The following is a 24,775-nucleotide window of genomic DNA, read 5'->3' on the forward strand; positions in this document are numbered from 1 at the left end:
GACCACAGAAAACACAGAAGGAAGACACAGAAGACACAGACACGGACACAGAAACCGGAGACCTATTCGTCGATGGTTATCGGATAGTCGGGTGAGTAGTCGCCTTCGGGGTGTTTTTTATTAGGTAGATGGCGCGGATGTGGCCGGATTCCGGTTCGCCGGGCGTTTGCGGGGCGATGGTTATTTCGCTCGGCAGATTGGTCAGCACGCCGGCCATCGTCCAGCTCGGCCCGCCCTTTCGGCGATATTCGATGCGGACGGCGCTCATTCCCTTCATCAGCCCCGCGACCCGCACGCCGTAGTTCGGCCGTGCCTCGAGCGTCAATTGCGGGCTGATGTTCTCCGGCGTCGGCCCGACCTCGTTGCCGACGATCATCAGGTCCTCGCCGATCTCAAACGTGTAACCGTCCTTCGTTTTGAGCTGATCGACCATCCGCCGAAACTCGTCCAGCACGCCGTAAAACGAGCCGCCCGGCAACGCAAAATTCGTAAAGGCCGGAGCGTCCACCGGCGTGCCGTTGTCCGTCTCGTCCTCAAGCACGCGGTCCCGCCATTCGATCAAGGCCTCCATCGTCGCCTTGCAGCTCTCCACATGAGCGTCCATCGTCAAAAATATCTCGCAGATCAACAAAAACCGCCCAGTCTCCGCCGGCAAAAGCCCCAAAGCCGCCGCATACCCACTGATCTTCCCCTGAAAATTAGTAAGCGTAACCCGCCCCGCACGAGTTCCCGGAAGCCAATACGTCCTCTTCGACATAATCAAAGTTCTCCTTTAGTTGTTTTTTTGTTGAACCGAAGAGCGTAAGGAGATCGGGAGTGAGGATCGGACCTGACCTATGTGGGCTCCATCAAGTTCGCCGCAAATTATAATCAAACAAGGTTTTCTTTTGCAACTCTTCTCGCGTCTCAAAACGATTTTTTGACGTCTCAAAACCATTCTAGGACGTCTCAAAATCATTTTTGGAGCCTAAAAACCATTCTAGGACCTCCAAAAACCATTCTTGGACGTCCAAAAACCATTTTTGGAAGTCTCAAACCCAGGACCTCCAAAAACCATTCCAAGACGTCTCAAAACCATTTTTGGAAGCCCTAAAACCATTCTCAGACCTCCCAAAACCATCCCAAACCGCCCCAAAACCCCTTATTTACGTCCTTTCCCGCCAATTCGCCCCCAACAAACCATTCTCCGACGCCACCGAACCATCCCAGCGCTCGATTGACCCATCCGAACGGCTTTCTCAGGGAATAAGGGCGATTTTGGGGTAATGTAGTCATTCTTCTGATGCCCCATCGGTCGCCCGCCAATCGTCGTAGCGGGGCCCTTTACGATAGGCGGTGGTGCGTCGGTCCGTTCCCGGCACCTTCTCTGTCAGTCCACGTTCCGACAGACGCTTAAAAAGATCTTTAACTACATAGTCCGCGGGTATATTACAGACGTCACGGGCCGCTTTATTCCGTATCGTCTCATTTTTTTCGAGATATTCCAGAACAAGCTTTTCGGGCGAGGCCAACTGCTCGTGCCGGATTACTACCAGGACCGCATTTTCATTTTGCTCTACCACTGGCGGCTTTAAACCAAGATTGCGCATGGCTGAAAATGCGGTATTAAGCCCTTCGCCCACGTCTTTGTTCGGGGGGTCTTTAAATTTATTAATAAGTCGAACGATTCGGGCATTTCGAGCGAAGCGTTCGTTCAATATGTTCTCAACCGTCACATGTGCGGCTAAGCGACCAGGACTTTGGACCTCGATGCGATTGTCGAAAATCCGAATATGTACATCATCAGCGATACTATAATCCCGGTGCAGTACAGCGTTAGTCACGATTTCGTGCAGTGTTTCGCGGGTATGTTATCTTTTCTAGACCTTTTTCGCCCAGCCTATCAATTTTTTCAATTTCCTCAATTGTTATTGCTACCGCATCCCTGATTTGTTTATAGAGATATCCCTCGACAGTGATCGGGTCAAAAACTAGGCTTTCTCTGCTTCCCACGGGGTCAGATGTTGCGTATCGGTAAATTTTTATCCCACAGCGTTTCGCAAGGATTGCTTGGGGCTCTTCCGCGAACAATAATACCCCAGCAACAATCACGCCATCGTCGCGAATTAGGCGTTCTTTTTTGCCCACATTTCCGGTTCGGCAGTCGGAATTACTTCCAACATAAACTCAATCATTGGAAGTGAATTTGTGATCTCGCTCGCCTCGATTTTGAGCAACTCATCTTCAAACGATGATATTCCTTTTGTATATTCAAGCTGGCGAATTTCTTCTGACGTCGTTTTAGGCAGGTTCGAAGCACCGCGCCGAACGTAGATAGTCCCATCGGAACTCTTTTTGATGTCTGGCGTTTTGTCGAGCTGTACATGAAGAACCAAACCGGATTCGTCCACAGCTTCGAGAAAAGATAATTGCGCGTAAGTCGTGAGAGGGAAAATTGAATCGAAAACTTGAAGATGGCTATTTGCGTCCTCGACGGCGGCAAATCCACGCCAAGCCCGATACCCCGATTTACGATCCTCGTCAATTCCGATGAAGAGCTCGCCGCCGTCTGCGTTCGCAAATGCAGATAATGAGCGGGTTAATTTCCCAGGCGCGATTTCAATTGCCTTTAAATCAACGTAGTGATCCTCCTGCATGTTGACGATCCTGTCACGTTGCTCTCCTGTAATTTTGATCACATCGATTGCCATTCCCAAATTTTACACCGATTAGCCCTTTAACATAACAACCAAGCGGGCTTTGGACATTTTTCCGTGGCTAAGCATGGCGGGCTTTGTTTATTTGGGGGAATGGTTGCAGAATCTAGGGGTGATGGGGAAGCGGGCGATACTGGTTGTTGAGGATGAGGAGCTGATGCGGAATATCCTTCGCCGTTTGCTGGAGGCGGAGGGTTACAGCGTCTTTACGGCGGATTCGGCCGAGGCGGGGCTGCGTGTTTTTGCCGAGAACGAGATCGCCGTGACGGTGACGGACATCAAGATGGCCGGGATGGACGGCCTGACGATGCTCGACCACATCAAGGCCATCGACGAGCACGCGCTCGTCGTTGTGATGACGGCTTTCTCGTCGGTCGATTCGGCCATCGCCGCACTCCGCAAAGGCGCTTACGACTACATCACCAAGCCCTTTCTCAACGACGACATCCTCAAGACCATCCGCAACGCCCTCGCCCAGGACGAGCTCTTTCGCCAAAACCGGGCGCTCCGCCGCGAGCTTTACCGCGAGTACAATTTCTCGGAAATGATCGGCAGCGGGCCGGCGTTCGCCGGCGTGCTTGAGATGGTGCAGAAGGTCGCCGATACCAATTCGACCGTGCTCATCCGCGGCGAAAGCGGCACCGGAAAGGAACTCATCGCCCGGGCGTTGCATTTCAACAGCCGCCGCTCCGACCGGCCGTTCCTCGCCGTCAACTGCGGCGCATTGCCCGATTCCCTGCTCGAAAGCGAACTCTTCGGCCACGTCCGCGGGGCGTTCACCGGTGCGGTCGGCGATAAGAAGGGCTTCTTTCGCTCGGCCGAGGGCGGCACCGTTTTTCTCGATGAGATCGGCGAGACGACCGCCGCTCTGCAGGTAAAACTGCTGCGTGCGGTGCAGGAACACGAGGTGACGCCGGTCGGCGCCGCGGAGGCCGTCGGCTTCGATGCCCGCATCATCGCCGCCACGCACAAGGACCTCGAGTCCGAGGTCCGCGAAGGCCGCTTCCGCGAGGACCTGTTCTATCGGCTCAACGTCATCGAGATCGTCGTCCCGCCGCTCCGCGAACGCCGCGAGGATATACCCGCACTCGCAAAACATCTCGCCGCAAAGGCCGCCGCCAAACAGAACAGCCCGCGAAAGGCCGTAACCGACGAAGCGATCAACGCACTCACGGAATACGCCTGGCCGGGAAACATCCGCGAGCTCGAGAATGTGATCGAGCGGGCGTTCATTCTCAGCGACGCGGAGATCACGCTCGCCGATCTCCCGCCCGCCGTCTCGAAGAATTTCAGCGGATCGGGAAGCGGCGGCATCAGGTCGCTCGAAGATGTCGAGCGAGAATACATTCTCCAAACTCTGGACTCTCTCGGGCAGGATAAAACGGCCGCGGCTGCGGCACTCGGGATAGACCTCTCGACGCTTTACAGAAAACTCAAACGCTACGAAACCTAACGCGTGAACATCTCGACGACGAAGTAATTCGTCTCATCGATCCGTACCAGCGTTCCGGCAAGATACGGAGCCTGAAAGAGCATATCGGCCGGGTACGCTTTCCCCATTATTTTCTGGCCCTCGTTCAATTCGCTCTGCGAGACAAGCTCCGCGGGAAACCACGTATCGGCATCGATCTCAACGGCCGTCGGCTCGCCGAGCTTTGCGGCTTCGGCAACGAGCGTGTCGGCATCTTCCTTTTCATAAAGGATGACTGCACGAAGCTTCTTGTCGTTCGGCCCCGGCGAGCGGCCGGGCTCGGCGACCACGGGCTGCTCGACCCACGCAACCTCGACCGGCACGAACGGAAGCTTTATCAGCATGCCGAGCTCTTCGGCCTTTTCATTGACCTGCGGCGTGTTCTTTTCATTGACCTCTCGCGGCGAGACCGGTGCCGAGTTGTTTGCCGCCTCTTCGCCGCCCACGCATCCGGCCAGCGGCACAATAGAAAAAATAATCGCGAGTGCTACAATCTGATTTGAAAAAGTCCTTAACACGCAAAAGATTCTATTCCCGCCGGCTGCGGTTTGCAACGGAGTGAGAATTGCCAGGCGGCTCGGCAAGCGTTCGAATGAATAACGAAAAGCGATTTCCCGTCCGCGGTGCGTGGTACGCATTGCTGATCCTTTTTCTTATCAACACGGTCAATTTCTTTGACCGGCTGATCATCGGCGCCGTCGGCGAACCGATCCGCAGGGAATTTGAACTTAGCGACACATCGCTCGGCCTGCTGAGCACGGCGTTTACGCTGCTCTATGCATTTGTCGGCATTCCTTTCGGCCGGCTCGCCGACCGCGTCCCGCGGAAACGCATCTTGGCGGCGGGCGTGTTTGTTTGGAGCCTGCTTACGTTCGCCTCCGGCTTTGCACGAAACTTCACCCAGATTTTCCTTCTCAGGCTCGGAGTCGGCGTCGGTGAGGCCTCGTGTGCACCGGCGGCGACGTCATTGATCAGCGATCTTTTCCCCGAGGACAAGCGAGCCCGTGCAATGAGCATTTTTATGCTTGGGCTGCCTATCGGCATCGCACTGAGCTTTGCCGTTAGCGGCTGGGTCGCGCAGGAATACGGCTGGCGGACGGCATTTTTCGTCGCCGGATTTCCGGGACTTCTGCTGGCCGTCGCTGCCCTCTTCATTCGCGAACCGCTCCGCAGCGACGCACCGACCGTCGCCTCGACGACCGGTCTTTCGTGGGAGCCATTCCGCCGCGTAATCTCGTCGCAGACTATGTTCTGGCTGATACTTTCCGGCGCGGTCCACAACTTCAGCCTCTACGCCTTGAGCTCCTTCATGACGCCGTACCTGATGCGTTTCCACGATCTCGACATCCGCGACGCGAACATCATCGCGATGCTCGTCAACGGCATTTTCACGCTTCCCGGCTTGATCCTCGGAGGCATCGCCGGCGACCTCGCAAAACGCTGGCGCTTAAATGGCGGGCTGATCGTCGTCGCCGCCGCGACGCTGCTCTCGGTCCCTCTTTTCTACACGGCGATTATGGCCGAGGCCGGCAATACGACGCTATTTCTCCTCGCGATGGGCTCGGCTTTTGCCCTGATGTATTTCTACTATTCGGTCACCTACGCGACCATCGCGGACATCACTCCGCGTGAACTTCGCGGAACGGCGATGGCGGTTTATTTCATGGCGATGTACCTGCTCGGCGGTGCCCTCGGCCCTTACGTGGTCGGGGCGATGAGCGACCACTTTACCCGAAACGCAGCCCTCGCCGCCGGCGCAACCGACCTCACGGCGGCAACACTCGAGCCATTCCGCGGAGCCGGCCTCCAATCCGCAATGATGATCATCCCCGTCCTCTGCATCGCCCTCGCCGTAATAATGTTTCTCGCCGCCCGAGCAAGAACCCGGATCAGTCAGTGACCACTCATCACTCCCCACTTCCCTATGCTAAAATCTCCCTTTATACATCTATAAGCTATGGCAACTGAGATAAAGGAAGCGAAGACGGCCGCCGAGGCGGAGAAGCAGCGTTGGGAAGAGGAAACACTCGCGAAGGTGCTAGATAAGTCGCCGGAGCGTAAGGCGTCGTTTGAGGGCGTTTCGCTCGAACCGGTCGAGCGGCTCTACACCGAGGCCGAGAGCGACGGCATCGACGTCGGCTTTCCCGGCGAGTATCCGTACAAACGCGGCATTCACCCGACCGGCTATCGCGGCCGGCTCTGGACGATGCGCCAGTTCGCTGGCTTCTCGTCGCCGGAGAACACCAACGCCCGGTTCAAGTACCTGATGGAACATGGCCAGACCGGCCTTTCGGTCGCCTACGACCTGCCCGCATTGATGGGCCTCGACGCAGATTCGCCCCTCTCAGAAGGCGAGGTCGGCAAGTGCGGAGTCGCTGTCTCGAGCCTCGCGGATTTCGAGGTGCTTTTTGACGGCATTCCGCTCGACGAGGTCACCGTCTCGCAGACGATCAACGCCCCGGCTCCGATCTTTCTCGCGATGTATCTGGTGGTCGCCGAAAAGCAAAAGGCCGATTTCAACAAGATCTCCGGCACGCTGCAGAACGACATTCTCAAAGAATACATCGCCCAGAAAGAATGGATCTACCCGATCAAACCGGCGATGAAGCTCGTCATCGACACGTTTGAATACACGGTAAAACACGTCCCGAAATACAACCCGATCTCCATCTCCGGCTACCACATCCGCGAGGCCGGGGCGACGGCGTTGCAGGAACTTGCCTTCACGCTCCGTGATGGCGTCGAGTATGTGCAGTACGGCGTGGATCGCGGCATGGATGTCGACGATTTCGTCCCGCGTCTGTCCTTTTTCTTTAATGCTCACAACGACTTTTTTGAGGAGATCGCCAAGTACCGTGCCGCCCGTGTCGTTTGGGCACGGACGATGAAGGAACGCTTCGGCGCTAAAAACCCGAGGACGATGCAGATGCGTTTCCACACGCAAACGGCAGGCGTTTCGCTCACCGTCCAGCAGCCGCTCAACAACATCGCCCGCGTCGCGATACAGGCGCTAGCCGGCGTTCTCGGCGGTACGCAGTCGCTCCACACGGATTCATTTGACGAGGCTCTTGCTCTGCCCTCGGACGAGGCAGCCCTGATCGCACTTCGCACCCAGCAGATCATCGCCGAAGAGACCGGCGTTGTGAACACGGTCGATCCGCTTGCTGGGAGCTATTACGTCGAATCGCTGACCGAAAAAATGATCGAAGGCTGCTTCGATTATTTCGAGAAGATCGATGGCTTCGGCGGCATGGTCGAGGCGGTCGAGGCCGGTTTCCCGCAGCGTGAGATCCAGGAATCGGCGTATCAATATCAGAAAGCGGTCGAGCGAAAAGAGCAGGTGATCGTCGGTGTGAATAAATACACGATGGAGGAAGAGGCCGGCAGGTACAACATCCTCCAGATCGACGAAGCCGTCCGCGACCACCAGCTCGAACGTCTCGCCCACGTAAAATCGACCCGCGACAACGGAGCCGTTGCAACGTCGCTCGACCGCCTAAAACTCGCCGCCCGTGAAAACGAAAACACAATGCCCGCTATCATCGAAGCCGTCGCCGCCTACGCAACCGTCGAAGAGATATGCGTCGCACTGAGAGACGTGTATGGCATTTATGAAGAACCTGCGTTTTAGTTTTTTTTCAGCCGTTAGCGATTAGCTGTCAGCAAGACCAAAAGCTTACAGCTAATCGCTAACAGCTAATAGCTGATCAAAAACAAATACAAGAATTCAAGAACCTCACCGTCTAGGCATATTTGAATCCGAAACCCGAATTGAGCCGAAAGCGTCCTCAGACCACCTTTTGACCGCATGCGAACGTTGAGTTTCTCTCAACGCTCGAAAAGTATGTAGCCGAAAGGAGCAATTTATTTCTGGAGACGCTTATGAAACTTACATTATCATTGACAGCTTTTGTCGCCACCGCGGCGGTTCTTTCGGGTTGCGGAGGTGGGGCGACGAACACCACATCAAACACGGCAGCGAACCGTACCAACACCGCCGTGGCAGCAAATACGACGAACTCGGCTGCCCCGTCGAACACTAACACCGCGACCAGCTCAAATCCGATGGTTGGCGGAGCACCTATGCTGGCCACGCGAGACATCGTTGATAACGCGGTCGAATCGAAGGACCACACGACCTTGGTTGCCGCGGTCAAAGCGGCCGACCTGGTAACAACGCTGAAGGGCACCGGCCCGTTCACCGTTTTTGCGCCGACCAACGCTGCTTTCGACAAGGTTCCGAAGGCGACCCTTGACGGATTGCTCAAGCCGGAAAGCAAGAAAGCACTTGCCGGGATCCTGACCTATCACGTTGTGGCAGGCAAGCAGGATGCAGCGTCAATTGCAAAGGCGATCGAGGCAGGCAATGGTAAGGCGACGTTCAAGACCGTCGCAGGCGGCACATTGACTGCATCGCTTGACGGAGCGAAGGTGATCTTGACCGACGAAAATGGCGGCAAATCGACCGTGACGATCGCCGACGTAATGCAGTCGAATGGCGTGATCCACGTTGTTGATACAGTCCTGATGCCCAAGTCGTAACTCACGATTTGAGCCAAAAAGAAAAGCCGCAGAGAGCTGTCTTCCTCCGCGGCTTTTTTTATTTGCACGACGATTCGCTAGGGCGTGCTCGAAACAAAGTTCAGGTCGTTAATATTGTCTAGAGGGTTGATCACTCGTGACGGTTCGGCGAATGTAAACGCTCGATGTGAAACTGAAACGATGTAACTGCCACCCGCTTCGGCGTCGAATTGGTAGTAGCCGAAAGGATTTGTGATCACTCGTCCGATGACGCCGTTCGATCCGTTGAGGGTCACAGCGGTAAGGCCGATCCCATTGCCGTCCGCGGTCATCACGCGGCCCGCGATCGTCACGGCTGCCGCTGTCGGAGCAAACCCCTGAAAGTCAGCCCCCGAAACATTCGACGTCAGTGCCGAAACCGAAAGCACCTCAGGCTGAAACGCCAAACCGGATAACCGCGGAGTGACGAAATATGACCCATCCGCCGGAAGCCCGGCAAATGTGTATTCGCCGTTGGCGTCGGTATCAACAACGCCCTGTTCCGATCCATCCAGCTCCATTGAAACACCGGCGAGAGGATTGCCCAGGCCATCTCGAACGGTCCCTGTGATCTGAAAGTCCGCCGCCGTGCCTTCGAAAAACACTGTCTCTTCGCCCGTGAGATCGATGAAGTTCGTGTTGTATTCCTCAAATATATACCCGACGCTCTTCGGCGAAACATTGTAATTTCCGTTGGGCGTAAGATTGACGAACTTGAACGATCCGTCCGAATTCGTTTCCGTCTGCCGCTCTTCCGTTCCGGTCAAGCCGACCGAAACACCGCTCAGCGGATTGCCGCTGTCGTCCAGAATCAATCCCGAAATTGACGGCAAATTAGTGTCGATCTGTTCCGCCAAAACGAACGGCGAAAGCGACGAAACCGATGCACAGATTTTCTTGGTCGAGAAATCACGGCTGATCGTGCGGTCAACCAAACTTCCGCCTTCGCCGTGCAGAATTTTCATATTGTCAAACTGCGAAAAAGTTACTGACCCTGAACCGTAAAACAAACCGTGATCGGCACCAAACATATCGCCGTCGTTGAAATTTCGTATGCTTGACCGGCAAGAATTTGAAAAATCCGTCAGCGTGCCGGTTGAATTCGCGGATTGGAATAACGGTTGTTTGTCCGCCCGCCGGAAACATTACCGAAAGTAAAGTCTACCGCACCAAACTTATTGTGCACCCGATGTTCCGGTAGGGGTGGCGACGGCAAATTCGCCGGTGCAAGGTCGGGTTCACGCATCGCTGGTAACTGCTTCCAAAGTTGCGGTGAGTCAATCTCTTCAGTTCCAAAAACGGAGTAATCGGCGGAAAATTAACGCTGTCAAGACCGAATTTCGTGCCGTCGGGCGACCAACTGAATGTGATGAATTCGGTGTCATTAGTAATCTGAATTTGATTACTGCCGTCAAGACTCATCCAAAAAGATCACCGATCGGACTCGCGAAGTTCGGGCGTTTGAGAAATGCGATCCTAGAGCCGTCCGGCGAAAATCTTGGATGCAACTGAAACCTGCCGAGATTCAATTCGGTCAAGTTCGTCCCGTCAGCTGATTGATCAAGAAGATTTTCCTGATGGGTGTTGCTAAAAACGATCTTTGTTCCGTCGGGCGAGAAATCAAGACTTTGAGAATCCCGTTGTCAAGCTTGAACCTGTTGAAAATAGTCGTTAAACCGCTGCCGTCCTGTCATTTATTGCGGATCAAGGTTACCTCTGATCAAATACTATCTTTGTACCGTCGGGCGAAAAGCGAGGATGATTTGCTCTTAGTGACAGGTCGGTCGGATTCGCACCGTCAAATCCATCAAACTCGCGATGAAAATTCCGGTGACCGTGCTGATTCGTTTTCAGCTGAAAACCAGCTATTCGCCGTCCGTCGGGCGAAAATGACGGACTCGAAACCGTGCCGCCGTTCGTCGTTGTGAACAAAATAGTTTTACCCGTGCCGTCGCCGTTCATTGCAAGAATGCTTTTCGCATCCGGATGTCACGAAGGCAATTCTGCCTACAGGCTAGCGTCGTTGCTCCAGAAAAATCAGCAATCTTATCGGCTCGAGATGTGCTAAACGTCTGGAAACCGATACGGCGAAAATTGAAAGTTCACTTTTTACCGGCGAACCTGATAACCGACGTTCGGCGTTAGAGCCTCGAATGTGTAATTTCCGAATTTATCCGTCGTTGTCGTTTGAGTTGATGCACCCGTCAGATTTACGGTTACGTTTTCGACGGGAACATTGGCATCGCCACGCGGAATCGTTATTTGACCGCTGATCCTCCCGCCCGAATTACTGCCCGTAAAATTCTGATTGCCTTGGATCGGAATAAAGATTAGTAAATGTCCAATGACTGGTCGGCGAAAAGAGGAAGTTTCGTGCGGAAGGAACGAAAGGTATAATCGCGTCCGATCGGCAAATTGCTGAAATGGTATCTTCCGGTGCTATCGCGGACTGTAATCCTTCCCCGTGTCGGAATAGTTTCTATAAGAAAAACGCGTTCGGGATAGGATCTCCGTTCGTGTCGAGCATCGTGCCGGAAATGGTTACAACTCCGCTCGATGTCAATTGACACGCTGAAAATTCCGAAGTGTTTCCGTCCGCGTCGGTCGCCGTCGAACTGACAAATGAGCCTGGCGTGACCGCTAAGGGCAAATTCGCCGTGAAACCTTTCAGCCCGCCCGCATCGGTCGATACGTTCGCGGATCCAAGATATGTTTGCCCCGCACCGAAACCGGAAGCATCACACGCCGGATTTGAATAAAAATCAAGCGTAAAATTCTGCGAAGGAGCACTGCTGAGACTGCCCTTGATCTGCGTATTTCCGGTTGAAGAAACGGACGAAGTTAAGACGGGATAATTTTGCTGCTTGTTAAACCCAAGATCGGGATCGTTAGGATCGTTTGAAGTTCCGCCGAAATCAATATCGCGTCCGCCGTTCGAATGGATCGAATTCCCGCGAATTGTATTGTTGATAAATGGGCCGCCCTGACCGAGGATGCCACGACCAGTGTTAAAGGCAATGGTGTTCGCTTCGTTCATCGCAACGCCGCCGATATTGGTTTGACTACGTTTTATTAAGATTCCGACTCCGTTCGGAAGTGCGGTCAAACCGTCCGCTCTCGTGCCGATCAAATTTCCTTGAATCTGATTCGGTTGTTCGGGTGATGCGGTAGCGGCGATCAGAGCTATTCCTTCCAAAGTATTTCCCGAAATCAAATTTCCGGCGATGGTATTATCCGAAGTTCTGACGGAAATTCCTTGTCTGTTCGGAATCGCCGAAGTTCCGTTGGCGTTTGTGCCGATGTAGTTTCCGCGGATTTGATTGTTTCCGAATCCGGCTGTCGTCAAAAGAACGCCTTGGTCGCGGTTGCCCGAAATCAGATTTCTTTCGGCAGGAGAATTTCCGCCGATCACATTGTTGGAGCTTCCGAATATCGCAATTCCGACATCATTCGGATTTGCACCGAGTCCGTTTGAAACCGTGCCGATATAGTTTGTCTGAATCGTGTTTCCGTTGTTTCCCGACGGAATTACGATGCCGCCGGAAAATCCGCCGATCACAAAACCCTTAACAGTATTGTTGCCCGTGCGAAGCGTTATTCCATTGCCCGCAGGAATGTTTGTTCCCGTTAAAACGACGATCGGCGAACCCGAAAAACCTGTTTGTGTCGTTGCGTCTAGAATGACCGAATCGGTGATGTCCGGCATAGCAGACGTCGGGGAAATAATGAACGGTGCAGAACCCGGAATATTAAATGTGATCGTCTGCTGTCCCGCAGTTGCGTTGGCGTTCAAGATCGATTGCCGCAGCGAACCGGTCCCCGAGTCGTTGGTATTGGTAACTTCAAAAGGATTAGAAACGTTGAACGAATCGCTCGCCGCTCCGGTTAAACCGCCGGAAGACGCATTGAGTGTGTAGCCGACACCGGGGTTGTCGATGCTCAGATCGTCGAAAATTGCGATTCCGTTTACGGCGTTTCTGATCAAATTTCCGCTGAGAGTTCCCGAGTTCGGATTGTTGCCGATGGCGAGAGTTATAGGATCGGTTGCCGTAGAAACCGTATTGCCCAAAGCGTCTAAAATGGTAACCTGAACCGGTGGAGCGATCGTGGCAGTTGGACTTGTGTCCGTCGGTTGGACAGTAAATGCTATCTGCGTCGCCGCACCGACATTGATGTCAAATGCATTGCTCGTTGCCGAAGCGAGACCGCCTGAGGCGGCTTGCAAGGTGTAACCCACTCCTGCCCGGTTAATGCTCAGATCGCTAAAAGTGGCGACTCCATTGACCGCGTTTTTCGTTGCCGTTCCGCCTAAAGTACCCGAATTCGGATTGTTTGCAATTGAAAGAGTGATCGAGGCGGTCGAATTTGTGACCGTGTTGCCGAGCTGGTCTTGAACCGTGACCTGGATCGCAGAAATATTTTCACCGGCGGTCGTGTTCGTCGGCTGAACCGTGAATACGATCCTATCCGCGGCCCCGAACGTGTTGACGGTCGCATCCGTTGATTCGCCGAAAGAATCCGTAACGCGGATCGTATCAGCTACTCCGGCGTTCTCTCCTGCGGTGTAAAGTCCCGAGAAAGGATCAATTGAACCGCCCGAGTTATTTATCAGAAATGCTGTAAGTATAGGGGGCAAATCCGCCGCTTGCCGTGAAGCTTTGCGTTCCGCCGGTTTGAACCGAGGCGGTCAGAGGCGAGAGCGTCAGCCCGGTCGGGCATCCGCTGTCGAAAACCCAGCTTGTGTTGTTGCCGCCGCTGTCTGTGCCGCTGAAAACGGTTTTCGTTCCCGTTCCGCCCATATTCTGGACATCAACATTGACGAGGCGATTTGTGCCGAGTCCGGTCCAGCTTCTTTGTCCACCAGTTGAACGGATCAAGATCGTGTCGTCCGCCGGACAGGTTCCGCCGCCGCGTAGATCAACCACTCCGCCGTTGCTGATATTTCCACCGAGCGTGATTGTCGTCGCGGAGTCGCTGACCAGTCGTCCGTTGGCGAGGATCAATAATCCGGTAACCGCACCGCCGGCCGTTAGATCGCTACCATTTGCCAGATAAAGCGTTCCGCGGTTGATGACCATTCCCGTATTTGACGGCAATATCAGATCGGTCGCTGCGGTTAAAACACCGGCAGGCTTATCAACTCTAAAGATCGACGAAGGATTATTTCCGCCGTTGTTGATGTAGGTTTGATCACTGGTTCCAACGTAATGCAAATTTCCGCTTCCGCCGGCAAAAGTTGAAGAAATGGTCACGTCGCCATAAGCCTCGAACCTGGCATTTCCGAAAGGAGTGCTGATCTGTCCGTTCGTCAGCAAAAGATTTCCGCGAATCCGCAAAATGTCATTCGATCCCAAACCCAACGCAGTAAAGGTGCTAGATTTATCAACCTCGACATTGTTCAAATCCAAAGAATTATTAACATCAACCGTTCCCGTCGAACTAATAAATCGAACCGTTCCGTTATTATGCTCGAAAATGCCCGTTCCCGTGATGTTCAAACTTTGAACAAAATTAGTGTTTCCGCTTGAGGCCGTAAAAGTTCCGCCCGAGACTGTAAACACATTGGTGAACTGCAGGGTCGAGTCACTTCCTGTAAAAGTTCCGCCCGAAAGTGTGAAGAGCGAACCGAATGTGATGTTTCCGCTGCCGACATTAAAAGTTCCGCCGGACTGCTGGTATTGATCGGACGTGCTGAAAACAAATTCAGCCGCACCGTTGGTCATCAAATTGACGTTTTGAACAATAGTCCGGCTGCCAAGATCCACAATTCCGTTGCCGCTTGTGTTGATGTCCACATTCGGAGCGTTGACCGTCAGATTCGGCAAAGATGCCGGAGTCGGAATCGTGATCGTTCGGGTCTCGTCTCCAAGAATATGCAGATTTCCGGTGCCGCCGTTGAACGTCGTCGCGATCGAAACATCGCCGAACGCTTCGAGTCGGGCATCGATTCCTTCCGATGAGATCTGTCCGCCGATCAAACTCGTTGTGCCGCTAACGCTCATAATATCGTTTATCGCTATCACGACCGCCGCAAAGGGACTTGATTTGTTTATCTCTACATTGTTGAATTCCTCGATATTGTTGATATTAAATGACGAACCGCTTCCGCCGATAAATCTGACCGTACCGTTGTTGTGCTCAAACACGCCCGTGCCGCTGACGTTGAAGGTTGTATTAAAGTTCGTATTGCCGCTCGACGCCGTGAACGTTCCGCCCGATAAGGTAAAGACACTGACTACTTCGAATGTCGAACTACTGCCCGTAAACGTGCCACCCGATTGCGTAAATGTGCCGCCGAACGTAATATTTCCGCTGCCGACGGTAAAGGCTCCGCCGGTTTGTTCGTATTGCGCACCAAAGACAAATTCAGCCGATCCATTGGTCATTGAATTGACATTCTGAATGATCGTTCTGCTGCTAAACTCAACAACTCCAGAACCGGTCGTATTGATGTCGGTGCTCGGAGCGTTGATCGTAAGATTCATTAATCGCGCAGGTGAAGGGATCGTGATCGTGCGTGTGGCGTTCCCGAGAATGTGAAGATTTCCGGATAAGCCGTTAAATGCGCTGGTGATATTCACGTCGCCAAATGCTTCGAGTCGGGCATTGATTCCTTCCGATGAGAGCTGTCCGGCGATCAAATTGACTGTGCCGCTAACGCTCATAACATCGTTTATCGCGATCACGACCGCCGCATTGGGATTCGTTTTGTTTATCTCGACATTGTTGAATTCCTCAATATTGTTGACATTGAATGCCGAACCGCCTCCGCCGATAAATCTGACCGTACCGTTGTTGTGCTCAAACACGCCCGTGCCGTTGACGTTAAAACTTGTATTGAAGTTCGTGTTTCCACTCGACGCCGTGAATGTGCCGCCTGAAACTGTAAATACATTTCCGAATTGTACTGTCGAATTATTTCCGTCAAATGTTCCGCCTGACTGTGTGAACGTCGTTTCGAAAGTGATATTTCCACTGCCGCCGGTAAATGCTCCATCGCCTTGTGTAGATGCCGATCTGACCGTCAAATTTGCCGTTCCGCTTGAGATCGTCCCGGTGTAACCGCTGTTGATGCTGAGCGTCAATATCGTGATATCAAGATCGATCAATGAGTTCTTTGTACTGGTGCCGTCAAAAATAACAGAGTCGCCAAATCCCGGAACCGTATCGTTCGACCAGTTTGCCGGTTCCGACCAGTTGTTCGTCGTTCCGCCACCGTCCCACGTTATCGTCGCCAATGCGTTGGCAGGTTCGTTCACCGTTTCGATGGCCGGTTCGTTCGCCGCATCGCTCGCCGGTTCTGCTTCCGGCGAAACGGTGAAAAAAGCTATCGGAGCTTGCAGTGCTGAAACTCCCACAGCTCCGGCCGTCTGGAGCAAGCCGTTGTGAAAGAGTGCTACAAGAACCACGATAAAAATGACTGTGAGAATCGTCTTCGATTTCGGACTGAACATATGTTTGTTGAACTCCATGAATCCTGTAAGAAAATTTCCCTGGTCTATCCATCGGCTTTTGCTATCGATGGCCCGTCAGTCTAAACTCGCCATCGAGCAACTCTTCTACCTCGACCTTTCCGGTGTGCTGCCGGGAATAGATCCGCTCTTGCCCGGTGGGCTCTTCCCTATAGATCTCGACGGTGAAAGTTTCGCCGCTGAACGAGGTCGCTGGTGTGTCAACCGTTGCCTGCTCGACCCTTATCCGTTTGGTAGTTGTTACACGTCTGTAAATTCTTCTTATCGGGCTCATCTTTTTTTCTGCTGTCGGCGAACTCTGGTATATTAGGGGAATCCAACTTCCAAGTCTTGAGGAAAACCTTAGCAATTTGTGAGTAATAGTGAAGGCAACGGTAAAGATCTGACAGCAGGGCGTTTATACGCTTTTGCGGGATTCTCGCTTGATACAGCCTCGGGCCTCTTGACCCATTTGAACGAGACGGTCAAGCTTGCTCCAAAGGTCCATCAGCTTCTCGTTTACCTTATCGAGAACCGCGACCGAATAGTTTCCAAGAACGAGATTTTTGAAGAGGTCTGGCAGGATACATTTGTTGAGGACAACGCTCTCTCGTACACCATCTCAAAGCTCCGAAAGTCACTCGCAGCCTACGAACCCGAGACAACTTTTATCGAAACTGTCTCCCGCCGCGGCTTTCGCTTTGTTGCCGATATACAGGAAGCCGAAACCGCATTAATGGAGCGGAAGCCGCTCGATCTGATCGTTGAAAAACAGACCGTCGAAGAGACTTGGATCGAAGAGGTCGCGGAAGATCGACCTGCCGAACTTTCCGTTCGCCCGCCGCTCGCCCTTCCCGCCGCGGGACGCGAAAGCATCAATCGGCTTCTTGCGATTGGTATTATCGTGGTCATCGCATTCGGAACCATCGGCGCGGTTTGGGTCATGACCAGAGGTTCAAAGCCCCCACCGATCCGTTCAGTTGCCGTGATTCCGCTTGAAGATATCAGTGACGCCGAGATTGACCGCTCGCTCCTTTTAGGGATGACCTATGCGCTCATTTCTCAACTGGGCCGCTCCAGCGATCTGGTGATCAGGCCGCTATCTTCTACCATCGCTGCATCCACGGCCGATCCGGATCCGCTGGCGATAGGCAGAAAGCTGGGTGTCGATACGGTCGTTGAATGGAATCTGCAAACGGTCGAGGATCGGTTTCGGGTGAACGCACGGCTCATCAACGTCGCCGACGGACGTCAATTGTGGAACGAGTCGTTTGATTACACTGAGGCTGATCTTTTCAAAGTGCAGGACACCGTCTCCGAATTGACCGCACGCGCCCTGGTCGCAAATCTATCAGTCGCGGAAAGCAATCGGCTCCATGATCGGCCAACGGAGAATAACGAGGCATATCAGGCATATCTCCGCGGGCGGTATCACTGGAACCAGCGGACGCTCGAGGGATTCAACACGGCCCGCGGCTTTTTCGAGCAAGCGATCACGCTCGATCCAAAATTTGCCGAAGCACACAACGGTCTTGCTGACGTCCATCTTGGTTACTACGATTATGGCTACAAGCCGGCCCGCGAATCGATACCCTTTGCACTCGCGTCCGTGAACCAGGCGATGCAGCTCGACCCGACGCAATCCGAGGCCTATTCGACGCGGGCATCGATCGAATTTTTATACAATCGAGATTGGAAGGCGACGGAAGCTGACTTCAAACGTGCGATCGAACTTGCCCCAAATGATCCAACCCCGAAACTGCGATTCGGCTGGATGCTCTCCGTAATGGGCCGAACCGACGAAGGCCTCGGGCAACTTCTGGCCGCTGAAAAGCTCGACCCGACATCAAACATCGGCCAGGCGAACATCGCCTATAATCTGATGGTTTCGGGCAAACTAAGTGAAGCTGAAACGCGGCTTCAGCAACTAAAGACGAATGCGCCGAACTTCAGTTTGGCCAACTGGTACCTCGCAACGGTCTATTTTATGCAGAATAGGCGGGAGGAATCGCTGGAAGAATACTTCGCGGCGTTCTCTATCGATGAAGGCAACTCGGAGCAGATCGATAAGGTCCGCGCGATCATGGCCAATAGTTCGCGAGCTGATGCACTTCGCCAATGGCGTGAGGACCTCGAAAAACGTTACGCGAAAAGCTATTTTCCGCCTTCGAATATTGCTCTCGTAGCGGCACTTGCCAAGGACCGGGATCAAACGATCAAATGGTTGCTCGAGGCCGAACGCGTCCGCGACCCGTGGCTCCTTCAGGTGCTTCACGATCCCGAATATCGCTTCCTGAAAAACGATCCCGAATTTGAACAGCTTCTCGCCTCGATCAAACTCGAATAGTAGTGTTAACGGTTTGCCGATCATGAGTTGAAGGCTCGACGGCCTTCTGATAATATGACGGCATCTTATGACGCCGCGATCTATCGCAAGTCTTCGACCCGCATGGCAACGAGCCCACCTTTTTGGTGGCGACTAATATCTCCAATTTGTTCAGAGCAACAGACCTGACATTGTTGCTGATTTGGCACGCTAAGGCGTGGACTCTAGACATATTTAGGAGAACAAAATGACACCGACAACTGAATTGCAGCGACCGATCATCAAGACCGAGCTTCCGGGCCCGAACGCACGTGCCATCGTCGAAGCCGACGCAAAATACGTTACCCCGAGCTATCCGCGGCCGGATTACAAACTCGTCGCCGAACGGGCTTACGGCGTTTGGATCGAAGACCCGGATGGCAATATCTTTCTAGACTGCAACGCCGGCGTCGCCGTCTGCTCGACCGGCCACTGCCATCCCGATATCGTCAAGGCGATCAGCGACCAGGCGGCGAAGCTCATCCACCTCTGCGGCACGGACTATTACTACAAACACATGCCCGAGCTTGGGCGTAAGCTCGATGAGATCGTGCCGATCGATGGCCCGACCAAAACGCACTTTGCCAACAGCGGCGCCGAGGCGGTCGAAACCGCGCTCAAGCTCGCGATGTATCACACCAAGCGGCAGAAGTTCATCTCGTTCTTCGGCTCGTTCCATGGCCGGACGCTCGGTGCTCTCTCGCTTACGTCGTCGAAAAAAGCACAGCGGCTTGGCTTTGCCCGCCAGGCTCTGGACGTCGTCCACGTGCCTTACCCGAATTGTTACCAGTGCCCGTTCAACCTCGGCAAATGCGACGACGGCTCGTGCTGTATGGGCACAGTAAGCTGGATCGAGGATCGCCTCTTTAATACGACCACGCCGCCGGAAGAGGTCGCCGGTATTGTGCTCGAGGTCGTACAGGGCGAGGGCGGTTATGTCCCCGCTCCGACCGAGGTCGTCAAGGCCATCCGCCAGATCTGCGATAAGCATGGAATTATGCTCATCGTCGATGAGGTCCAATCCGGAATGGGCCGCACCGGCAAGATGTTTGCCCTCGATCACCACGAAGGCGTCAAGGCCGACATCGTCTGTATGGCAAAAGGCATCGGTTCAGGAATGCCGATCGGCGTTTGTACCGCTAAGGCTGACATCATGGATTGGCACAAAGGTGCACACGCCTCGACCTTTGGCGGCAACCCGGTTGCTATCGCCTCGGCACTCAAGACGATTGAACTTCTCGAAGGCGGCCTGGTCGCAAATTCGGCCGAGGTCGGCGGCCATCTCAAAGCCGGGCTCGAAAAGCTGAAAGAAAAATACGAATGCATCGGCGATGTCCGCGGAATGGGATTGATGCTCGGCGTCGAGTTCGTGACCGACAAGGCCTCGCGCAAGCCTGACCCCGAGCTCCGCGACCGCATCGAGATGGCCTGCTTCAACAAAGGCTTGGTCATCCTCGGCTGCGGCACCAGCACCATCCGATGGTCGCCGCCGCTCATCCTGACCAAAGAAAACGCGGACGTCGCTCTGGAGATTTTTGACGAAGCCATCATGGCTTCTGCGTAGGCAAAATACCAGGAGAATTAGCACTTAAAAAAGTTGAGTGCCAGCCGAAAAAAAGTCTTGACTTTTCGCGCTTTCTCGCTTATTCTCTATAGACATAACGCGTTGTACAAAAACAGGGAGTTTGTAGGTAGGCTCCCGGCTCGGTTACCGCCAATTTGTGAAATCCGGCTCGGAAATTAGCATTTGGACTACGGAAATTGGGAACACCTTTGAGGATCTTGTCGGCACATTTGCTCTTGATCGTAGATAGGGTTTAAGGAAAAAATAAGTGGCTCGTGCTCGAAAGGTACGGGCCCTTTCCTTTTTGTATAGAGTGTTGTCCTTATTTACGGGCGATCGCATTCCCCGAGGCGATTGCGTCGACCACCCCGCGGAATCGGTCGTTGTCCCTCAGCCGTCTGAAAACCGGATCGACCGAGACGAACGGCGAATGAAAGACCCGCTTCTGAACGGCGATCTCAAGCTGATCGAGTGCCTTCTCATCATCCCCAAGTTTCGCAAAGGTGCGAGCGCAATCGTAAGGATTTGCGGCGTCCGCACCGCATCGGCCGCTTCCGACCGATTGCGTCCATATACCCCGCAGCCCGCTTGACTCGAAAACCCGTTGCGATTCGACGACCGAATCCGACGTCCGGACAACGCTTTTCAACCGCTCTTCAAACGCCTCCGATTCCTCGCCTCGGGCCTCGCGAACGTCGGCAAGATATCGCCGGGCCATCGTGAACCGCGGTTCGATCCGTAGCACGTTCTCGAGTTCTGTCGCGGCGGCTGAAAGATCGCCGGCAAAATACTCAAGCTGGCCGAGGTCGGAAGCGATGATCAGCGAATCCGGTGAAAGCTCCCGTGCCCGCCGCATCTCGGCCCTTGCTTCATCTAAGCGCCCTGTCAATAAAAGCAGCACGCCATACCAGTGCCTTGACTTGGCATTCTCCGGTTCGATGGCGATCGCGTTCCGGAACCCGGATTCGGCACCCGCCCAGTCCCAATAATGGAACATTCGTATGAAAGCTTCGGTCGCAAGCAGATCCGCCGAATCCCCGCCGATCTTACGAGCAGTCGCTATTACCTGCTCCGCCTTCTCAGGCGTTGCATCGAATGCATGCGTATCGGCCAGGGCGACGTGGGCGTCCAAATAATTGGGTGCGATCGCGATCGCCTGCCGGAAAAGTTCGCCGGGATCTTGTTCCGTGAAAACCCGGCTCTCCCAAACCCGCTTGCCCTTCTTATAAAGAGCGACCGCCTCTGCTGGCACATCGGCCGCCGTATTGTTTGCTCGAACTTGTTCGCCGCGAATCCCAGATCCGAGGATCGTTGCGAACACTACCCCGACGATCGCAATCATCGCCCCCGCAAGTGCAAACGGTTGCCAACGGCGAGGCCGGCTGCGGATGCTCGGCCGATTATCTGGCGATTTCAGGGCATCTTCGTCCGGTTGCCGGATGTCCGCAATGAATTTATATCCTTTTCGCGGGACCGTTCGGATGTACTGCGATTCCGGCTTCCCGTTCTGCCCGAGCGCCCGTCGGAGATTCGAGATGTGGAAATTAATGTTCCCTTCCTCAACGAAAGTATCCTGCCAGAGCCGGTCCATTATCTCCGTGCGGGTCACGACCCGGTCACCAGATTCCACCAAAAGCAAAAGCAATTCGATGGCTTTTGGTGAGACCTGTACTTCGTCGCCGCCTCGAATCAACATTCGCTTCGAGGCGTCTAACCTGAATTCACCGAATTCGTAGGTCCGATTCATAAAGGGTTTTTCCGTTGGGACTAACAAATTCTAAGCATTTCTAACGAAAAATCAAAGGACTTTTTCGCTTCTCGTAGTCCACAATCGGGCAATCTACCCAACTACTATACCCATCGGAACAAACTTAGTGAGGAGATCGATATGAATATTCGTCGGCTAGGATTCTTGTTTTTACTTCTTGGCATCTTTCTCGGGCAATCAATTGCCCAGTCCACGTCGTTCACCTACCAGGGCGAACTTCAATTCAGCGGCCAGCCCGCGAATGGAAATTTTGATCTTGAGTTTCTGCTCTACGATGCCGCGACCGCCGGCACGCAGATCGGGACGACACAGACGAGATCGAATGTGGCCGTCACCGATGGGCGTTTTACCGTATCTCTCGACTTCGGAGCAAACTTCACCGGCCCGGAACGCTTTCTTGAGATTCGCGTCCGGCAGGCGGGCGGCGGCGGCTTTACGATTCTTGACCCAAGGCAACGCATTGGCAGTTCGCCTTATGCAATCCGAAGCATCTCGGCAAACACGGCAACGACCGCCGATTCCGCAACCAACGCGACCAATGCCGTAAATGCCACCAACGCTGTCAATGCAACAAATGCGACAACGGCCGCCACCGCAACAAACGCACTCAATCTCGGCGGTGTCGCGGCTAACCAGTATGTCGTAACAACCGATCCACGAATGACCGATGCCCGAACGCCGACCGCCGGAAGCGCCGATTACATCCAGAACAGCAATGTAGGACAGACAGGCAACTTCGCAATAAGCAGCACCGGCAGGGCTGCCGTGTTCAATGCAACAAGCTTGTTTCAGCTAAACGGAGTAAACGTGCTAAGGACAGGCGGCGTCAACAATCTGTATATCGGCCCAGGGACAGGAGGCAGTTCGACGGGTTCAATTCAGGAGAACACGTTCGTAGGCACTTCGGCAGGACCGTCAAACGCCGGCGCACACAACACATTTGTCGGCTTCCGAACCGCCTTTGCGAATACTACCGGTCTTTACAATACCTTCGTAGGCTCAGAAACAGGTGACGTAAATACTACGGGACGCGATAACGCGTTCTTTGGAGCTAATGCGGGCGGAGCAAATACGACAGGCGAATTTAATACATTTATCGGTACGAGTTCAGGGATTCTAAATGTCGACGGTTCCAGAAACACAACACTCGGATACGGAGCGTCTCTCGGCGGCCCGTCGCTCACTTTCGCGACCGCGATCGGATCCGGTTCATTGGCTGATGCAAATAACACGGTCGTGTTAGGCCGCCCGGAGGATGAAGTCCGCGTGAGAGGATCACTCAGGATCGATACTTCCATTCGTGCACCTCAATATAACGTCGGCACTATGCGGGTGATCACCGGTTTCGGCAACGACAATCTGTTTCTCGGAAACGGTTCCGGAGTTTCGAGCACTGCGGCCGCATTGGAAAATATATATGCAGGCGTCGGTGCCGGCGCGGCCTCGACCGCAAGTGAGGCGAATGTTTTCATCGGCGCTCGAGCTGGGGCCACAAACGTTCTCGGCTCTGGCAATACTCTTATTGGTTGGCAGGCGAATGTTTCCAACAGCGGTCTTACCTTCGCAACTGCCATAGGTGCGAATTCCACAGTAAGCACCAGCAACACGATCGCCCTCGGCCGTTCGAATGGTGCAGACACGGTCAACATCCCCGGAAATCTGAATGTTGTCGGAACGTTCACCGGAAACATCCCCAGCGGCAGCACGAACTATGTTCAGAATCGGACAACGCAGCAGGCTACGACCAATTTCAACATCTCCGGCAACGGCACCGCGGGCGGCACCTTGACGGGCAACATTGTCAACGCGACGACCCAATACAACATCGCCGGCAATCGCGTTTTGAGCGTCGCAGGTACGGACAATACGTTCGCCGGCCGCTTTGCCGGGAACGTGAACACCGGCTCAGCAAATTCATTCTTCGGAACGGGAGCCGGCGAGCTCAATACCACCGGGATCGAGAATTCGTTTTTCGGCCGTGCCGCGGGAATAAATAACACGACCGGTTCTGAAAATTCTATCTTCGGACGCAGTGCGGGCCTTGAGAATATCGCCGGGAATCAGAACTCATTCTTCGGGCGAAACGCAGGCCGCAACACGAACGCCAACCTAAACACAATGATCGGCTACAACGCCGGTCAGGCGAACACGACCGGCATCCGAAACACACTGATCGGAGCCTTAGCGGATGTCGGGGCTCCGGGCCTTACCAACGCGACAGCGATAGGAGCAGAGGCCACTGTCTCGACAAGCAATACCATCGCCCTCGGCAGATCAAACGGTGCCGATCTCGTCCGCATTCCTGGGCGGCTCCGCTTGGGTGTTTTTTCGGCTCCGTCAGCGACTAATCTTTGCATCGACGGCGGAAACCTAGAGGTCACGACCTGTTCATCATCAATTCGGTATAAGGAGAATATTTCAGATTACACTTTGGGTCTCGGGCTTGTCCGCCGGCTTCGGCCTGTTTACTTTGATTGGAAGCACAGCGGAGTGCGCGATTTCGGACTAGTTGCCGAAGAGGTTGCGGCCGTCGAACCGCTTCTTGCAACGACCAACAAAGACGGCGAGATACAAGGTGTGAATTATGAACGCATCGGAGTGGTGCTTGTAAACGCCGTCAACGAACAGCAGACGCGGATCGAATCACAGCAACGGCAGATCAATGAACTGCTCGACGCGAACCGACGCCAGCAAGCGCAGATCGAAGTTCTTACCAAGATCTTTTGCTTGGACAACCCGAACGCGGAGTTCTGTCCGAGTAAGAAGTAGGGCGCGCAGAAAAAAATCGGAGCCCGGAATATGACGGTTCAGGTACTTAACCGACATGGGGCGAGATCGTTGGCCGATCGACCCAGATCACTGAACGTAACCGTTGTAACTAACGGACGGCGGATGAAGGA

General features: G+C 54.0%; 16 protein-coding genes and 1 pseudogene. 7 read left to right on the forward strand and 10 right to left on the reverse strand.

Features of this window, described 5'->3' with window-relative positions; all coding sequences use genetic code 11:
- Positions 1 to 76: 76 nt before the first annotated feature.
- Positions 77 to 757 carry a hypothetical protein gene (locus tag IPM21_00625; GenBank protein MBK9162421.1) on the reverse strand — a complete coding sequence of 227 codons (681 nt, stop codon included), beginning with the start codon at positions 755 to 757 and terminating at the stop codon, positions 77 to 79.
- Between the two features lie 514 nt (positions 758 to 1,271).
- A pseudogene (locus IPM21_00630) lies at positions 1,272 to 2,690 on the reverse strand (putative DNA binding domain-containing protein).
- 103 nt (positions 2,691 to 2,793) lie between these two features.
- Here IPM21_00630 and IPM21_00635 point away from each other — a divergent pair.
- Positions 2,794 to 4,149, forward strand: a complete 1,356-nt coding sequence (locus IPM21_00635) for a sigma-54-dependent Fis family transcriptional regulator (protein ID MBK9162422.1) — start codon at positions 2,794 to 2,796, stop codon at positions 4,147 to 4,149.
- Here the strand turns inward: IPM21_00635 and IPM21_00640 are convergent.
- On the reverse strand, positions 4,146 to 4,631 hold the full coding sequence (locus IPM21_00640) for a hypothetical protein (GenBank protein MBK9162423.1): 486 nt from the start codon (positions 4,629 to 4,631) through the stop codon (positions 4,146 to 4,148). The genes IPM21_00635 and IPM21_00640 overlap by 4 nt on opposite strands.
- 128 nt (positions 4,632 to 4,759) lie before the next feature.
- Between IPM21_00640 and IPM21_00645 the strand changes: the two genes are divergently transcribed.
- The 3 genes from IPM21_00645 (at position 4,760) to IPM21_00655 (ending at position 8,709) form a co-directional block, all read left to right on the forward strand.
- On the forward strand, positions 4,760 to 6,067 hold the full coding sequence (locus IPM21_00645; protein MBK9162424.1) for an MFS transporter: 1,308 nt from the start codon (positions 4,760 to 4,762) through the stop codon (positions 6,065 to 6,067).
- Between the two features lie 57 nt (positions 6,068 to 6,124).
- On the forward strand, positions 6,125 to 7,798 hold the full coding sequence (locus IPM21_00650; GenBank protein MBK9162425.1) for a methylmalonyl-CoA mutase family protein: 1,674 nt from the start codon (positions 6,125 to 6,127) through the stop codon (positions 7,796 to 7,798).
- Positions 7,799 to 8,232: 434 nt separating this feature from the next.
- On the forward strand, positions 8,233 to 8,709 hold the full coding sequence (locus tag IPM21_00655; GenBank protein ID MBK9162426.1) for a fasciclin domain-containing protein: 477 nt from the start codon (positions 8,233 to 8,235) through the stop codon (positions 8,707 to 8,709).
- Positions 8,710 to 8,786: 77 nt separating this feature from the next.
- Here the strand turns inward: IPM21_00655 and IPM21_00660 are convergent, their stop codons facing one another.
- The 6 genes from IPM21_00660 to IPM21_00685 all read right to left on the reverse strand — a co-directional run bounded on the left by IPM21_00660 (position 8,787) and on the right by IPM21_00685 (position 16,473).
- A complete protein-coding gene (locus IPM21_00660; protein MBK9162427.1) occupies positions 8,787 to 9,692 on the reverse strand; it encodes a carboxypeptidase regulatory-like domain-containing protein in 906 nt (301 codons plus the stop codon).
- A gap of 453 nt (positions 9,693 to 10,145) precedes the next feature.
- The gene (locus tag IPM21_00665; protein ID MBK9162428.1) at positions 10,146 to 10,265 is read right to left on the reverse strand and encodes a PD40 domain-containing protein; all 120 of its coding nucleotides are present in this window, start codon (positions 10,263 to 10,265) and stop codon (positions 10,146 to 10,148) included.
- A 172-nt stretch (positions 10,266 to 10,437) separates the two neighbouring features.
- The gene (locus IPM21_00670) at positions 10,438 to 10,689 is read right to left on the reverse strand and encodes a PD40 domain-containing protein (GenBank protein ID MBK9162429.1); all 252 of its coding nucleotides are present in this window, start codon (positions 10,687 to 10,689) and stop codon (positions 10,438 to 10,440) included.
- Positions 10,690 to 11,206: 517 nt separating this feature from the next.
- Positions 11,207 to 13,363, reverse strand: coding sequence for a right-handed parallel beta-helix repeat-containing protein (locus tag IPM21_00675; protein ID MBK9162430.1), 2,157 nt, complete (start codon positions 13,361 to 13,363; stop codon positions 11,207 to 11,209).
- Entirely contained in the window at positions 13,329 to 16,181 is a 2,853-nt protein-coding gene (locus tag IPM21_00680; GenBank protein MBK9162431.1) for a hypothetical protein, read from the reverse strand. The genes IPM21_00675 and IPM21_00680 overlap by 35 nt, the downstream gene beginning before the upstream one ends.
- Positions 16,182 to 16,242: 61 nt before the next feature.
- Positions 16,243 to 16,473: a hypothetical protein gene (locus IPM21_00685; GenBank protein MBK9162432.1), complete on the reverse strand. Its 231-nt coding sequence runs from the start codon at positions 16,471 to 16,473 to the stop codon at positions 16,243 to 16,245.
- Positions 16,474 to 16,551: 78 nt separating this feature from the next.
- Here IPM21_00685 and IPM21_00690 point away from each other — a divergent pair, with 78 nt between their 5' ends.
- Together IPM21_00690 and IPM21_00695 are read left to right on the forward strand one after the other, a co-directional pair.
- Positions 16,552 to 18,525: a winged helix-turn-helix domain-containing protein gene (locus IPM21_00690; protein ID MBK9162433.1), complete on the forward strand. Its 1,974-nt coding sequence runs from the start codon at positions 16,552 to 16,554 to the stop codon at positions 18,523 to 18,525.
- 226 nt (positions 18,526 to 18,751) lie between these two features.
- Positions 18,752 to 20,107, forward strand: a complete 1,356-nt coding sequence (locus IPM21_00695; GenBank protein MBK9162434.1) for an acetyl ornithine aminotransferase family protein — start codon at positions 18,752 to 18,754, stop codon at positions 20,105 to 20,107.
- A gap of 322 nt (positions 20,108 to 20,429) precedes the next feature.
- On the opposite strand, the gene IPM21_00700 is transcribed toward IPM21_00695, so the two are convergent.
- Positions 20,430 to 21,803 (reverse strand): winged helix-turn-helix domain-containing protein, encoded by a 1,374-nt coding sequence (locus IPM21_00700; protein MBK9162435.1) that lies wholly within the window; start codon positions 21,801 to 21,803, stop codon positions 20,430 to 20,432.
- A gap of 192 nt (positions 21,804 to 21,995) precedes the next feature.
- Here IPM21_00700 and IPM21_00705 point away from each other — a divergent pair, with 192 nt between their 5' ends.
- The gene (locus IPM21_00705) at positions 21,996 to 24,644 is read left to right on the forward strand and encodes a tail fiber domain-containing protein (GenBank protein MBK9162436.1); all 2,649 of its coding nucleotides are present in this window, start codon (positions 21,996 to 21,998) and stop codon (positions 24,642 to 24,644) included.
- Positions 24,645 to 24,775 lie beyond the last annotated feature (131 nt).

The sequence above is a fragment of the Acidobacteriota bacterium genome, from assembly GCA_016716435.1.
GTDB lineage: Bacteria > Acidobacteriota > Blastocatellia > Pyrinomonadales > Pyrinomonadaceae > OLB17.

Coding starts and splice junctions, on each gene's coding strand:
- IPM21_00625 (MBK9162421.1), bottom strand. CDS start 757: ATGTCGAAGAGGACGTATTGGCTTCCGGGAACTCGTGCGGGGCGGGTT.
- IPM21_00645 (MBK9162424.1), top strand. CDS start 4,760: ATGAATAACGAAAAGCGATTTCCCGTCCGCGGTGCGTGGTACGCATTG.
- IPM21_00650 (MBK9162425.1), top strand. CDS start 6,125: ATGGCAACTGAGATAAAGGAAGCGAAGACGGCCGCCGAGGCGGAGAAG.
- IPM21_00655 (MBK9162426.1), top strand. CDS start 8,233: ATGGTTGGCGGAGCACCTATGCTGGCCACGCGAGACATCGTTGATAAC.
- IPM21_00660 (MBK9162427.1), bottom strand. CDS start 9,692: ATGAAAATTCTGCACGGCGAAGGCGGAAGTTTGGTTGACCGCACGATC.
- IPM21_00670 (MBK9162429.1), bottom strand. CDS start 10,689: ATGAACGGCGACGGCACGGGTAAAACTATTTTGTTCACAACGACGAAC.
- IPM21_00680 (MBK9162431.1), bottom strand. CDS start 16,181: ATGTTCAGTCCGAAATCGAAGACGATTCTCACAGTCATTTTTATCGTG.
- IPM21_00685 (MBK9162432.1), bottom strand. CDS start 16,473: ATGAGCCCGATAAGAAGAATTTACAGACGTGTAACAACTACCAAACGG.
- IPM21_00695 (MBK9162434.1), top strand. CDS start 18,752: ATGACACCGACAACTGAATTGCAGCGACCGATCATCAAGACCGAGCTT.
- IPM21_00700 (MBK9162435.1), bottom strand. CDS start 21,803: ATGTTGATTCGAGGCGGCGACGAAGTACAGGTCTCACCAAAAGCCATC.
- IPM21_00705 (MBK9162436.1), top strand. CDS start 21,996: ATGAATATTCGTCGGCTAGGATTCTTGTTTTTACTTCTTGGCATCTTT.